This window comes from Chryseobacterium sp. FH2, from assembly GCF_001045455.1.
Classification (GTDB): Bacteria; Bacteroidota; Bacteroidia; order Flavobacteriales; family Weeksellaceae; genus Chryseobacterium.
Genome location: NZ_LFNE01000017.1, coordinates 28,185 through 41,713, shown reverse-complemented (window position 1 = coordinate 41,713; position 13,529 = coordinate 28,185). Strand labels below are relative to the sequence as shown.

Below are 13,529 nucleotides of genomic sequence, written 5' to 3'. Positions count from 1 at the left end.
GTAAGGAAAAGAAGCAATACTTCTTTCCTCGCCTCTCCCGAAGAAAAAGGAACTTCGCAAAAAGCAGAACTTGGTGTTGCTTATTCTTCCAATAACGAACTTACCGCAGACAAAAATATTTACCAAATCTATGACGGGAGATATTATACAAAAGCAGAATGGGAAGAATTTCAAAAATCGCTTCCTTGGTGGAAAAGGATTTTATAATTTTTTTTCTAAAAACTCTCATTATGTCGTTGGCAAATGGAGTATTATTAATCCAAATATCTCCAAAAAATGAAAAAAACACTTTACTTTATTACCCTATTGTTATTAGCCTCCTGCTACACCAGCCAATATTTTACAAAACAAACTAAAATGAGACACTTCGATATAGAAAAATTTAAAAAAAATGCCATTGGAAAATATTCATTAAACTATGAGTATGAACAGTTTGGAACAATAACCAAACAAACAGGAGCCAAATTAAAATCAGGAACGGTATATCAAGAAAATATCAGTAAAAAACATTCAACTTTAGAAGATTGGTATGAATACGACGAAAAAGGAAGATTAAGAAAGACAGGCTCGATGATTTTCCACGACAATCCTATTGGCTTTTATCGTGAGTATGACGAAAACGGAAAAATGATTTTGGAAGAAAATGAGGAGGAAAAATACAAACTTTCCTATACTGATATACGTGAAATTATCCTAAAAACAGAAGGACGAGATATTTTTGATAACAGGCAAAATACACTTGTGATACGAGAATTTGTACAATTTGCTTATTATATGGTATTCATAAGCTATGATGATAAGCCTACAAAAAAATATCTATTAGATGCTTCTACAGGAGAGAAAGTAGATTTTTCCAAAATAAAAAAAACGGAAAGTAAGTCTACTTCTCATCTTAAATCTCCTAACGAAATAGGCACTGCCTATTCTTCCAATAACGAACTTACCGCAGACAAAAATATTTACCCAGTCTATGACGGGAGATATTATACAAAAGCAGAATGGGAAGAATTCCAAAAATCGCTTCCTTGGTGGAAAAGGATATTGTAGAAAAAATAGTATTCGTTAAAAAAACAATTGTATGAAAAATATAATTATGGTCTGCATTTGTCTTTTGTCGCTGAACAACTGCAATGCACAACACAGAAAGCAAAAGAATACACAAAAGAAAACAGCTCTTAAAAACAAAAAAATAAATCCATATCAATATTTAGTAACAAAAGATTTCGAGAAAATAAATTTCTCAAAAGGCGATTACACAAAAACTCTTCAAAATGGAAATTTTATTGAAGTTAAAGATTTTGGAAATGATGTTTATCATAATGAATATATAAAAAATACTTATTATTTGATTAGGAAAGGATATTACCCTAATGGAAATATTGAATTTAAAGGCATCTCCTTCAACCAAGATACCTTTAAAATGGGCATTTGGTATGAGTTTGACGAAAACGGAAAACTTATAAAAGAAACTAACTACGATGATGGGTATGATTTTACACTAAAAGAGGTCATACAATATGCCGAATCCCTGAAAACAATCCAAAGATACGAAGACCTAAACAACGAAGTATTCCCAAAGGGAGAATACACCGTGTTGAATATGGGTGACCATAACCGTATCAAAAAAGACATCCGAAACGGGCAAAAAGTTTGGGTTATAGAATGTCATGAAGAAGACATTCCCGGAGAAAGAGAAAAACCTATTATCGAAAACGGAAAAGTTGTGGGCAATGCCATAATGTTAATTTATACGGAAATTGTTTTGGATGGCAAAACAGGAAAAGTCTTGTCTAAAAAAATAATTGGAGAAGAAAATCTGTCAAAAAATGAGGTAAGGAAAAGAAGCAATACTTCTTTCCTCGCCTCTCCCGAAGAAAAAGGAACTTCGCAAAAAGCAGAACTTGGTGTTGCTTATTCTTCCAATAACGAACTTACCGCAGACAAAAATATTTACCAAATCTATGACGGGAGATATTATACAAAAGCAGAATGGGAAGAATTCCAAAAATCTCTTCCTTGGTGGAAAAGAATATTATAGTTTAATTTTATTATTTATGTTATATTATATGGTGTTGGCAGTGGCATATCATAAATCCTAATATCTCTGAAAAATGAAAAATATCATTATAGTAAGTTTAATGCTTTTATCTAACAATTGTAGTGGACAAAAAATAAATAATAACTCAAATAACGGCAAAATGAAATATTACAACGAAAAAGAATACAAAGACTGGGAAATAGATTCATTCTATGAATCATCAGAAGATGATAAACATTTAATAAATGGAAATGATAGAGTGAGGATAATAATTTATACAAATGAAAAAAAAGAAAAAATTATAGTAGAAAAAAGTAATAAAATCACTCCTTACGAGTACAATTATGTTTATTCTTATAAGAACAAGACTCTTTTAATAGAAACGAAAAAATTTTACTCCATTAAAATAGGAATACAGAGATACTATGATGAAACAGGCAAACTTATTAAGGAAACCGATTATGACAAACCATATAAATTTTCAATAGAAGATTTGATAAACAAAATGAAGAACGAATATAATATAGATTTACTGGATACCAAACACATCATAAGCCTTTACCGTTATGAAGAAAAAAAAGACCTAAATATTCCATTATATGAGATTTGGTATAATTATGACAACTCAAACAGAAATAATGTTGAATGCTACCTCATTAACGGCACTACAGGAGAAACATTGTTTACAGTAAAGAGATTTCTTGGAGACAAAAAAGGAAGTCTTTTACAAAACTATTTAGAAGGTTTAAAAGATAAAAATACATCTGCCATTTACAAAACCTACCAAGGCAAGAGCTATACTCAATCAGAATGGCAAGCCTACGAAGAAAAAGAATACGAAGCCTACTGCAAAAGAACAGGGAGACCTTATACGCCTAAAAGCCAAGAACCAACAGCAGAGAACCAAAGCTACAAAAGTCCTTTCCTTGCAGAAGACTGGGAAAAAGGCGATGATAGCACGCCAAAGAAGAAAAAAGGATTTTGGGGATAATCTGCAAGGATAAAATATGATGTTATGCCACAAAAACTCACAGAAACTGCCCTATTGCTTTGTGATAAAGGCGCAAAACCAAGCCAGCTAAAAGTAACCAGCCAGACCTTTAGCAAAGCAGAGAACAAACTCATCGCCACAGAACAGGACAAACAACCCGAGACCAATGTTCCAAGTTTCGGGGTTTGTACCGTAACCAGAAGTAAATGCACACCTGCCGTTGTCAAATGGGATAAGACCACGGAAAAGGATACTATTAATAATTTTAAAATTCTTACAGATGAAAGCACGTGCCAATGTTCGGTAGGCGGTAAAATCTCCGTACAAGACAAAGGGCACACGGAAAAACATGAGGTATAATAATTAGTTCAACAAAGCTGTCAGTTTGTATACTTTTTATAAATTTGAGCCATGTTAAACTTCTTAAAGAAAAATGTGGCACTGGTTTGGGCAAAAAAACATGTCCAAAAAGCTGATGATTTCAAAAAAAATGCAGAGAAAAACCAGGAAGATTTATTATTGTATCTTGTAAAAACAGCCCAAAAAACTCTTTTTGGAAGGGAGCATGATTTTGAAAATATTACATCTGTCAAGGATTTTCAGGAAAAAGTACAGGTTGCCGATTATGAAGTTTTGAAACCTTACATCGACAGAATAAAAAGAGGCCAGGCCAATATTCTCTGGACGGAAACTCCCGAATATTTTGCAAAAACCTCAGGAACCACTTCCGGCTCAAAATATATCCCCATATCTAAAGAAGGAATGCCTTATCAAATCAAAGGAGCTCAAAGTGCGCTTTTCCATTATATTGCTAAAAAAAACAATGCTGATTTTGTAAAAGGAAAAATGATCTTTTTACAGGGAAGCCCCGAATTGGAAGAAACTTTCGGGATAAAAACAGGCCGCCTTTCGGGAATTGTCGCCCATCATATTCCAAATTATTTACAAAAAAGCAGGCTTCCGAGTTTAGAGACCAACATGATCGAAGACTGGGAAACAAAGGTTGATAAAATCGTTGAGGAAACTGAAAAAGAAAATATGACTTTGATTTCAGGAATTCCGCCCTGGCTGATTATGTATTTTGAAAAACTGATCGAAAAGCACGGCAAGAAGATCAAACAAATCTTCCCAAACCTTCAATTAATCGTTACAGGCGGAGTAAATTACGAACCGTATCGTGATAAGATGGAAGAACTCTTGGGAGGAAAAGTTGATATTGTTCAGACTTTTCCTGCTTCAGAAGGTTTTTTTGCATTTCAGGATGATTATACGAAAGAAGGATTATTACTTTTAACCAACCATGGTATTTTCTATGAATTTATTCCTTTGGAAGAATATGGAAACCCTGATGCGAAAAGATTAACGTTAAAGGAAGTCGAGCTGAATAGAGATTACGCTTTGATTTTAACGACAAATTCAGGTTTATGGGCCTATTCTATTGGTGATGTTGTGAGGTTTATCGATAAAAATCCGCACAGAATTCTGGTAAGCGGAAGAACAAAACATTTTACCTCAGCCTTTGGCGAGCATGTGATTGCTTTTGAAGTGGAGGAAGCTTTGAAAGCCACTCTGGAAAAATATCCCGCCCAAATCACAGAATTTCATCTCGCTCCGCAAGTGAACCCAAGTGAAGGACTCCCTTATCATGAATGGCTTATCGAATTTGAGAAAGAACCTGAAAATTTTGATTTATTCAAAAATGAACTTGATAATCAGCTTAGAAAACGCAATACTTATTATGACGATTTGATTTCGGGAAATATTTTGCAAAAACTTCATATATCAAAACTGAAGAAAAATGCGTTTCATGAATATGCAAAATCTCAGGGCAAATTAGGCGGCCAAAATAAAACACCAAGACTTGCCAATGACAGAAAAATTGCGAATTTATTGGAAATTTATAAACTTTAAGCATATTTTTTCAATTCCAAAAACATATATTCGAAAAAAATTATAAATTTGAAAAACTAAAAAATAATAATGAGAGCATCTGTACTTTTAAAATCATCTTTATTGACATCTCTGTTTGTAATTTCGTCTTGTGCGACTACAAAATATTCAGAAGATATTTCCAAAAACGATTACTCAAACCTTGAGGCTGGAAAAATGTATACTGTAATGATGAAAGATGGTTCAAAAAATCAAAAAATGTTATTCCGTAACGTGGATGGAGACAACCTGATTGGGACAGCAGGAAAAAAAGACAGCGCAGAAGTTATTATTCCTAAAGCTAAGGTGGCAGCAGTGAGAGACAGCAGAAAGGCAGGAATCACAGCAGGTGCGGCGGTAATCGGTGCGGCAGGTGTTGCAGCTATCGTTTTAAGCTCATCCAGAGCAGACTAAAATAGATTTTATCTTTTAAGATTCATTTGATTTATCATTTGAAAAACTACAATATCAATAGCTCTAAGTAAATATTTAGGGCTATTTTTGTGCATGATTTCATTTACGCCGTTAAAGACATTGCAAAATGTTGAATTCAGGAATCTTCTCACGGGAAGATTTTTTATTGTTTTAGCCTTTAGAATGCTTGCTACTTTATTGGGATGGTGGGTATATCAATTGACAAAAGATCCGTTTTCAATAGGTCTAATTGGTCTTTCGGAGGTGATTCCTGCGGTGAGTTGTGCTTTGTACGCCGGTCATGTTATTGATATGAATGAGAAAAAAAGACTGCTTCTTATCTGTAACTATACTTATATTTTTCTGATTGGCCTGTTATTAATCCCTGCATTTTTGAATGTAGAAATGCATTTTACAGGTCATCAGATTACCTATTTCATTTATGGTGTAATTTTCTTCACAGGTATTGCGAGAGCTTTTATCGGGCCAATTGTTCCTTCTATGATTCCAAAAATCGTAAAAAAGGAAAATCTTCCGAATGCAGTCACCTTAAATCAGGCAACATTCTTAATATCATCCGTTTGCGGGCATGCAATCGGTGGTTTTCTAATTGGCTATTTCGGTGTAAAATGGACATTAGTTGTCATTATTTCATTAATATTCTTTGCTTCATTATTTTTCCTTCAACTTAATAAGCAGGAATCTGAACATAAAAAAGAGCAGGTAAACGTAGTGGAAAGTATGCGTGAAGGAATTTCATATATTTTTAAAACTAAAGAAATTTTAGGTGCACTTTGTCTTGATATGTTTGCTGTACTTTTCGGAGGGGCAGTTGCCATGATTCCTGTGTATGCTACTGACATACTGAAAGTCGGGGCGGAAGGATTCGGGCTGCTCAATGCAGCTTCAGATATTGGCTCCATGTGCATTATTACTATTTTATCCATCATTCCGTTACGAAAAAACCAAGGAAAAGTTTTACTTGCTGTTGTTACAGGATTTGGCCTTTGTATAATCGGATTCGGGTTATCCCATCTTTACTGGCTGTCATTTATGTTTTTGGTATTGAGCGGAATGCTTGACGGAATTTCTGTTGTAATCAGAGGTACAATTGTTCAATTAAAAACACCGGATCACATTAGAGGAAGAGTTTTGAGCGTCAACTCTATTTTCATTATGTCTAGCAATGAGATGGGGCAATTCGAAAGTGGTCTGATGGCCAAACTTTTAGGAGTCGTACGTTCGGTAGTTTTCGGAGGAACAATGACTGTTTTGGTTGCTTTACTTGTAGCAAGCACAAATCCGAAGCTCAGAAAAATGCAATATTAAAAGCCATAAGGTGGATTTTATTAAATATATAATAAAAACTTTAATTCAACGTTAATAATTTTTTATATTTGTATATTAAAATTCCCCTATATGAAAAAAACTCTACTAATTTGCTTTTGCGTATTGGGCTTTTGCGCCAATGCTCAATCTTTTACCGATAAAAGCCTTCAACAATCTGTTTTACAAATCAATACTGCTAAAACGGCAATTGATTACGATAATCTTTTTAAAAAATTCTCAGAATCTAAAACTTCTGAAAAATGGCAGGCTTATTACTATGCCGCTGTTGCATCGTATTTAAAAACCGATTTACTGATAAAAAAAGGGGCGAACCAGTCTCTTACAACATCCAATGCAGTAGCAGGTAAATTTGCAATGGGAGCATTAAGCTCTCAACAGAATAATGAAGAAGTTCAAATCCTTTTAGGATTGATTTATCTTCAGCGTGTAACGTTGAACGCTTCTCCAAACGTTCAAAAAGACTTGAATACAGTATCTGAATACATATCGAAAGTGGAAGGAAGCGCGTCAAACAATCCAAGATTAGCTATACTTAAGGCAAGAGTAGCTGAACAGGCCAACAAAACTGGCGAGGCGGAAAGTCTGTATCAAAAAGCTTCAAAAGAATTTGATACTTCTGCTTCTTCAAGCTCCCTTACTCCAAACTGGGGTAATCAGTTAATTCAAACTATTAAGTAATCTTAGGATTAAGAAAATTTTAAATCGATCGACATGAAAAAATATCTACTGGTCTTTCTATTTTTTGTAACTCAAATGGTCTTTGCTCAACAAGACTGTATTACAGCTATTCCAATATGTAGTGATGCCGATATTGCATTAACACCTGGAGGAACAGGGACTGTTGCAGAATCAGAACACGCAACAGGCTCTTGTCTTTATGGAGAAAGTAATTCTATCTGGCTTACCTTCAGTATACAAACTGCAGGAACATTAACATTCCTAATTACCCCTACTGGTGCCGGTGCAAATAATATTGACTACGACTGGGCATTATACGGGCCAAACCATAATTGTGCAAACTTAAACGTAGCTCCGCTAAGATGTTCTTATGCCGGACTATTCTCATCAGTTACACCACCTCTGACAGGTCTTAATATGACTGCTACAGATACTTCTGAAGACGGTGGCGGTGATGGTTTTGTAAAATATATTGATGTACTTCCAGGACAAGTATATCATTTACTTTTAAATAACTTTTCAACTACAATTGCACCTTTCTCTCTAACTTTTGGAGGAACTGCTTCTTTACTTACTCCGTTTGACCATAATTCTGCACAAATTTATCAACCGAATCCGTTTTTAGGAGCAGGTCCGGATCAAGATGGTCAAATCAACGTTTGTAGTCCATCATTTACTTATGACTTCTCTATGTGGACGTCACAAATCCTTAACGGAAACCCCAACTTTATTGTTAAATACTACAGAAGCGCAACTGATGCAATGGATGATGTAAATCCTATCACAGGTCCTATTACCGCAAACGTAGCAACTACATACCATTATTCAATATCTTATGTGGATCCGAACAGTCCTACAAGTTTCCTGAACCAATGTAGGGACTTTGGAACGATAAACTTCATTGACAGATCTTTTACATTAAATCCTGCTTCAATTACTGAATGTAGTAACAATAATTCAGGGACGGCACTTTATGACCTGACATCTGTAGATGTGGGTTTAACTCCCAACCTTACGGTAAAATACTACCCTTCAATGCCGGATTTAAATGCTGGAACAAATGAGATTACAACTCCATATGCTTATACTTCATCAGAAGGATCTGCTTTTGTAAAAGCAACGAATGAATATGGGTGTGTGGCTATTGCAGAGATTACTTTAAAATTCCACCCAATAGTTGTAATAAATAATGATGCTATTTTAAGATCATGTTTCATCGAAACAAATCCTTCCACAGCAGTATTCAACCTTACAGCTGCCCTTGTAACCGGACAAACCGGTGTTACAAAAACATATTATCCATCAATGGCAGATGCAGTCAACGGAACCAATCCTATTGCAACCCCGGCAGCATATATTGCTCCAAACGGGGTAGCTTATGTAAAAGTGACAAACGCTCAAGGCTGTTATGCTGTGGCAAAAGTTACCCTGGTTGTTATTCCACCGGTTTATTCTTCAGTACTGAAAGATAAAATCATCTGTATGGAAGATAAAACAACATTGGATGCGGGTCCAGGATTCAACGGATACGAATGGAGCACAGGAGCAACTACACAAACGATTACTGATGTAGGTGTAGGCACTTATTGGGTAAAGTTAAAAACAGGAGACTGCGTTGCATTACAAACCGTGAAAGTGTATCCTGCAGAACAACCTGTTATTTCAAATATTGATATTGCTACAAACACTGTAACAGTAAATGTAATTGGCGGAACTCCTCCTTACAACTATTCATTGGATAACGTAAATTGGCAAGACTCTAATGTTTTCCAAAATATATCGAGAGGAAATCACACAGTGTATGTAAAAGATGCCTATGACTGTGACCCTATTGAAGTTACTATTGTGGTTCCAAACTTAGTCAACGTTATTACTCCAAATGGAGACGGGGTAAATGATATCATTGATTATTCAGCCTTAGCTGGTAAACAAAACTTAGTATTAAGCATTTTCGACAGATATGGAACAAAAATCCACCAGGCTGACAAAATGAATGGATACAAGTGGGACGGAACTATTGGAGGTAAAAAAGTACCTACAGGAACTTACTGGTATTCTGTAACCTGGAATGAAAACAACAAAAAAAATACTGCTTTCAAGTTTTCAGGATGGGTAATGGTTAAGAACAGAGAATAACATTATCATACGTGAAAAAAACCGCCTTTGAGGGCGGTTTTTTTCACGTATGAATCATTATATTTAACATTTTGTCATTATTTTCGCTACTTTTGTTATATTAAATTCATTTAAAATGAAAAAATCACTACTGCTTTTTATTTTATTTATTTCGCAATTATTTTTCTCGCAATCGGATTGTATTACGGCAATTCCGGTTTGCGGCAATTCTAATATTTCTTATAATCCAAATAGCTCAGGCACAATTCAGGAGGCAACTTCTGCCAGTTGTTTAGATGTGGAGCATTATTCCGTTTGGTATGTATTTACTGCGGCAACTTCCGGAACAATTGAGTTTACCATAACTCCGTATACAGTTCCTGGTGTACTGCATTACGATTATGATTTTGCGGTATACGGACCGAATATTGATTGTACTACGTGGGATTTTGGTAATGCAATCAGATGTAATTTCTCTGGTACAAGTGGGCCAACAGGATTAAGCTCTACAATAACCGGATCTCAGTGGGAGGCACCTCTAACTGTTGTTGCAGGAGAAAAATACTATCTTCTTATAGATAACTATATCCCAAGTAACCCCTATGGTTTTTCTTTAACTTGGGGAGGAACAGCTACTTTAACATCTGCATTTAATGATCCCGCATTGACTCCCAATCCATTTGTTCCACCTGGCGTAGCAGGCCCTACTCCAACCTCTCCAAATGAGATTATGAAATGTTCATTGCCAACTATGTTTGATTTCAGCACTTTATCTGCCGGGATCATTAATGGCAACCCGAATTTTACGATTACTTATCATTTAACCACTAATGATGCTATCACAGGAAATGCTCCGATTACAGCACCAATAATGGTAAACGCAACAGACACTTACTACTATAGACTAAAATATACCGATCCAAATAATCCTGACAATCCTATCAACGGATGTTTCCAGACAGGGAACTTCAAATTCAGGGAAGGAAATATTGTTGCTCAGGATGCTACAATTTACGCATGTAACAATAACAATGTAGGAACAGGTACATTTGATTTAACATCTGCACCGGTTTATTCAGGTACTAATATTATCAAAAAATATTATCCTACATTCAATGATATGAATGCCGGAACAAACGAAATTCTGACACCTGCAACCTATGTTTCCGCAGAGAAAAAAGTATATGTAAGAACTACGACATCTGACGGATGTTCTGATGATGCCGAAATTACCCTGAAATTTCACCCGCTTGTAATTGTAAAAGATGCAAGCCTAGAATCTTGTTATATTGAATCAAATATTACAACGGCTTCTTTTGATTTAACATCCGCAGATGTTACATCCGTTCCAGGCGCTACTAAAAAGTTTTATACTACACTTACCAATGCAAACAACGGAACTAATGAAATTATTAATCCAAACAATTATATCACTACAACAGGCACTGTTTATGTAAAAGTTTTCAGTACAGAAGGATGTTTCGCTATTGCTAAAATCAATCTTCTTGTTTTACCTCCGGTAAAATCTACAGTATTGAAAGATCAGACTATTTGTATTGAAGATACCACAACATTAGATGCAGGAGCAGGTTTTGATGGGTACGAATGGAGCACAGGCGCTACGACTCAATCTATCAGTCACGTTCCGGTAGGTTCCTATTGGGTGATTTTAAAAACAGGAAAATGTTACACTAGACAATTCGTAAAAGTTTATTCATCTCAGCAGCCTGTAATTTCTAGCTTAGATATTTCAAACAACACGATAACAGTAAACGTGAACGGTGGTACTCCACCTTACAAATACTCTTTAGATGGTATCAACTGGCAGGATTCTAATGTATTTTCAGGTCTTCCGAGAGGTGAAAACAAAGTATTTGTAAAAGACTCTTATGACTGTAATCCTGTCGATGTACAGGTAACAGTTCCAAATTTAGTAAATGCAATTACTCCAAACGGAGATAATGTGAATGATGTAGTAGATTACTCGGCTTTAGCTTATAAAAAGAACCTTGTCTTCATAGTATATGACAGATACGGAAACAAACTTTATGAAGCTGACAAAATGAGAAACTTCTCTTGGGACGGAACTGCTTCAGGTAAGAAAATCGTTACAGGTACATATTGGTATACAATTTCCTGGAACGAAAATGACAAAAACAATACCCAAACAAAATATAGCGGATGGATATTGGTAAAAAATAAAGACTAATATTTTTTTAAAAATATTTAAATGAAATCACCTCATTTTTGGGGTGATTTTTTTGTCACTAATATATTAGAACTTTAAGACAATTGCGAATAATTTGTTAGTAAATCATTTTCCAAAAAAACTATCTTTGCAAAATCATGGCGCAGAAAGAAACATTATCATCTCTTACAAACGGAAACTTTGCGAAAGAGCTGTCAATTGCTGATGGGAAAATGCCTCCAAATGCATTAGATTTCGAAAGGTTGGTTATTGGTACTTTTTTGATTGACAAAAAAGGGCTTGATTATTCTATCGACTTACTTACACCGGAAGTTTTTTACGATCCGAGACATCAGGTAATATTTGCTACCATTTTGAAGTTATATGAAGGCAACCAGCCGGTCGATTTGATGACTATTATTCAGGATTTAAAGAAGGAAGAAAAACTGAATCAGGCAGGTGGAGATCATTATATCATTGATCTTACAATGGGGGTCAGCTCTTCTGCTCACATTGAATATCACGTTCGTGTTATCCTTGAAAAATATATTTTAAGAAGCTTAATCAATGTTTCAGCAAACGTAATTGATGCTTCATATAAAGAATCAACAGATGTTTTCGAACTTTTAGATAAAGCTGAACAATCATTTTTTGAAATTACAAACGGAACCATCAAAAAAGGATTTGACACTGCAAATTCATTGGTAAAACAAGCTATCGAAACCATCAAATCTTTAAAAGACAAAGAAGGACTTTCCGGAGTCCCTTCAGGATTCAGAGATGTAGATAAGGAAACCGGCGGCTGGCAAAATTCTGATCTTATCATCATCGCAGCACGTCCGGCGATGGGTAAAACCGCGTTCCTTCTTTCGATGGCAAGAAATATTGCAGTAGGTCACAAAATTCCGATGGTATTATTCTCGCTGGAAATGGCATCTGTACAGTTGATCACCAGGATGATCGCTTCTGAAACAAGAATTTCATCTGAAAAATTAAGAAAAGGGACTCTGGATGATGATGAATGGCAAAGACTATTCTCAAATGTATCAGAGCTGGAAAATGCCCCTTTATTTATTGACGAAACTCCTTCCCTTTCTATTTTCGACTTCCGTGCAAAATGCCGAAGACTGGTAATGCAGCACGGCGTAAGACTTATCATGGTCGATTATCTTCAGCTGATGACAGCCGGAGGTGGCGGAAAAGGAGCCGGAAACCGTGAACAGGAAATCTCTATGATTTCCCGTTCATTAAAAGCCATCGCAAAAGAATTAAATGTTCCGGTAATTGCACTTTCTCAGCTTTCGCGTAGCGTGGAAACCCGTCCCGGAAAAAGACCTCAGCTTTCTGACTTGAGAGAATCCGGAGCTATTGAGCAGGATGCCGACATTGTATCATTTATTTTCAGACCTGAATATTATAAAATTAGTGTTTGGGATAATGATGAAGAAGGACAGGAAACCTCAACGGAAAACCAGGCCGAATTGATCATCGCAAAACACAGAAACGGAGCAACAGCAGATGTAAGGCTTTCCTTCCTGAAGCATTTTGCGAAATTTGGTGATATTGAAGCAGCAACAGGAGGTATGGATGGATTCCCGTCAAATTTTGGTCCTGCTGAACCGAGTGGCTTTGATAAAATTAAAACGACTATTCAACCAGGCGCAGCATTTGACTTACCTGACAGTTCTAAACTTTCCGGTTCTTCAATGAATGATTTTGACGATGAAGATGATTTTCCATTTTAAAATTTAATTTAAAAATAAACCTTACTATTCTTAAAAACTTGTATTTTTTAGTAGTTTTAAACTAAATCTGAAATGAGTTTT

The 13,529-nt window shown here is 35.5% G+C and carries 11 protein-coding genes and 1 pseudogene; all 12 read left to right on the top strand.

Annotated elements, in window-relative coordinates:
- Window positions 1–207: pseudogene (locus ACM39_RS19325) on the top strand (hypothetical protein); the annotation flags it as partial.
- A 69-nt stretch (window positions 208–276) separates the two neighbouring features.
- Complete coding sequence (locus ACM39_RS18505) at window positions 277–1,047, top strand: hypothetical protein (protein ID WP_131701498.1); 771 nt, start codon at window positions 277–279, stop codon at window positions 1,045–1,047.
- A gap of 31 nt (window positions 1,048–1,078) precedes the next feature.
- Complete coding sequence (locus ACM39_RS18500; RefSeq protein WP_131701497.1) at window positions 1,079–2,038, top strand: hypothetical protein; 960 nt, start codon at window positions 1,079–1,081, stop codon at window positions 2,036–2,038.
- A 73-nt stretch (window positions 2,039–2,111) separates the two neighbouring features.
- The gene (locus tag ACM39_RS18495; protein WP_048512532.1) at window positions 2,112–3,029 is read left to right on the top strand and encodes a hypothetical protein; all 918 of its coding nucleotides are present in this window, start codon (window positions 2,112–2,114) and stop codon (window positions 3,027–3,029) included.
- 24 nt (window positions 3,030–3,053) lie between these two features.
- Complete coding sequence (locus ACM39_RS18490) at window positions 3,054–3,389, top strand: DUF4280 domain-containing protein (protein ID WP_048512531.1); 336 nt, start codon at window positions 3,054–3,056, stop codon at window positions 3,387–3,389.
- Window positions 3,390–3,440: 51 nt separating this feature from the next.
- Entirely contained in the window at window positions 3,441–4,940 is a 1,500-nt protein-coding gene (locus ACM39_RS18485) for a GH3 auxin-responsive promoter family protein (protein ID WP_048512530.1), read from the top strand.
- A gap of 69 nt (window positions 4,941–5,009) precedes the next feature.
- A complete protein-coding gene (locus ACM39_RS18480; RefSeq protein WP_048512529.1) occupies window positions 5,010–5,372 on the top strand; it encodes a hypothetical protein in 363 nt (120 codons plus the stop codon).
- Window positions 5,373–5,465: 93 nt separating this feature from the next.
- Complete coding sequence (locus tag ACM39_RS18475; RefSeq protein ID WP_048512528.1) at window positions 5,466–6,701, top strand: MFS transporter; 1,236 nt, start codon at window positions 5,466–5,468, stop codon at window positions 6,699–6,701.
- Window positions 6,702–6,791: 90 nt separating this feature from the next.
- Window positions 6,792–7,400: a hypothetical protein gene (locus ACM39_RS18470; RefSeq protein ID WP_131701496.1), complete on the top strand. Its 609-nt coding sequence runs from the start codon at window positions 6,792–6,794 to the stop codon at window positions 7,398–7,400.
- Window positions 7,401–7,433: 33 nt separating this feature from the next.
- Complete coding sequence (locus ACM39_RS18465) at window positions 7,434–9,536, top strand: T9SS type B sorting domain-containing protein (protein ID WP_048512526.1); 2,103 nt, start codon at window positions 7,434–7,436, stop codon at window positions 9,534–9,536.
- Window positions 9,537–9,651: 115 nt separating this feature from the next.
- Window positions 9,652–11,724 carry a T9SS type B sorting domain-containing protein gene (locus tag ACM39_RS18460; protein WP_048512525.1) on the top strand — a complete coding sequence of 691 codons (2,073 nt, stop codon included), beginning with the start codon at window positions 9,652–9,654 and terminating at the stop codon, window positions 11,722–11,724.
- 137 nt (window positions 11,725–11,861) lie between these two features.
- On the top strand, window positions 11,862–13,448 hold the full coding sequence (gene dnaB / locus ACM39_RS18455) for a replicative DNA helicase (protein WP_048512524.1): 1,587 nt from the start codon (window positions 11,862–11,864) through the stop codon (window positions 13,446–13,448).
- Window positions 13,449–13,529 lie beyond the last annotated feature (81 nt).

Bases quoted from the DNA above. Each gene is read 5' to 3' on its own strand.
- ACM39_RS18505 (WP_131701498.1), top strand. From the start codon at position 277: ATGAAAAAAACACTTTACTTTATTACCCTATTGTTATTAGCCTCCTGC.
- ACM39_RS18500 (WP_131701497.1), top strand. From the start codon at position 1,079: ATGAAAAATATAATTATGGTCTGCATTTGTCTTTTGTCGCTGAACAAC.
- ACM39_RS18495 (WP_048512532.1), top strand. From the start codon at position 2,112: ATGAAAAATATCATTATAGTAAGTTTAATGCTTTTATCTAACAATTGT.
- ACM39_RS18490 (WP_048512531.1), top strand. From the start codon at position 3,054: ATGCCACAAAAACTCACAGAAACTGCCCTATTGCTTTGTGATAAAGGC.
- ACM39_RS18485 (WP_048512530.1), top strand. From the start codon at position 3,441: ATGTTAAACTTCTTAAAGAAAAATGTGGCACTGGTTTGGGCAAAAAAA.
- ACM39_RS18480 (WP_048512529.1), top strand. From the start codon at position 5,010: ATGAGAGCATCTGTACTTTTAAAATCATCTTTATTGACATCTCTGTTT.
- ACM39_RS18475 (WP_048512528.1), top strand. From the start codon at position 5,466: ATGATTTCATTTACGCCGTTAAAGACATTGCAAAATGTTGAATTCAGG.
- ACM39_RS18470 (WP_131701496.1), top strand. From the start codon at position 6,792: ATGAAAAAAACTCTACTAATTTGCTTTTGCGTATTGGGCTTTTGCGCC.
- ACM39_RS18465 (WP_048512526.1), top strand. From the start codon at position 7,434: ATGAAAAAATATCTACTGGTCTTTCTATTTTTTGTAACTCAAATGGTC.
- ACM39_RS18460 (WP_048512525.1), top strand. From the start codon at position 9,652: ATGAAAAAATCACTACTGCTTTTTATTTTATTTATTTCGCAATTATTT.
- dnaB (WP_048512524.1), top strand. From the start codon at position 11,862: ATGGCGCAGAAAGAAACATTATCATCTCTTACAAACGGAAACTTTGCG.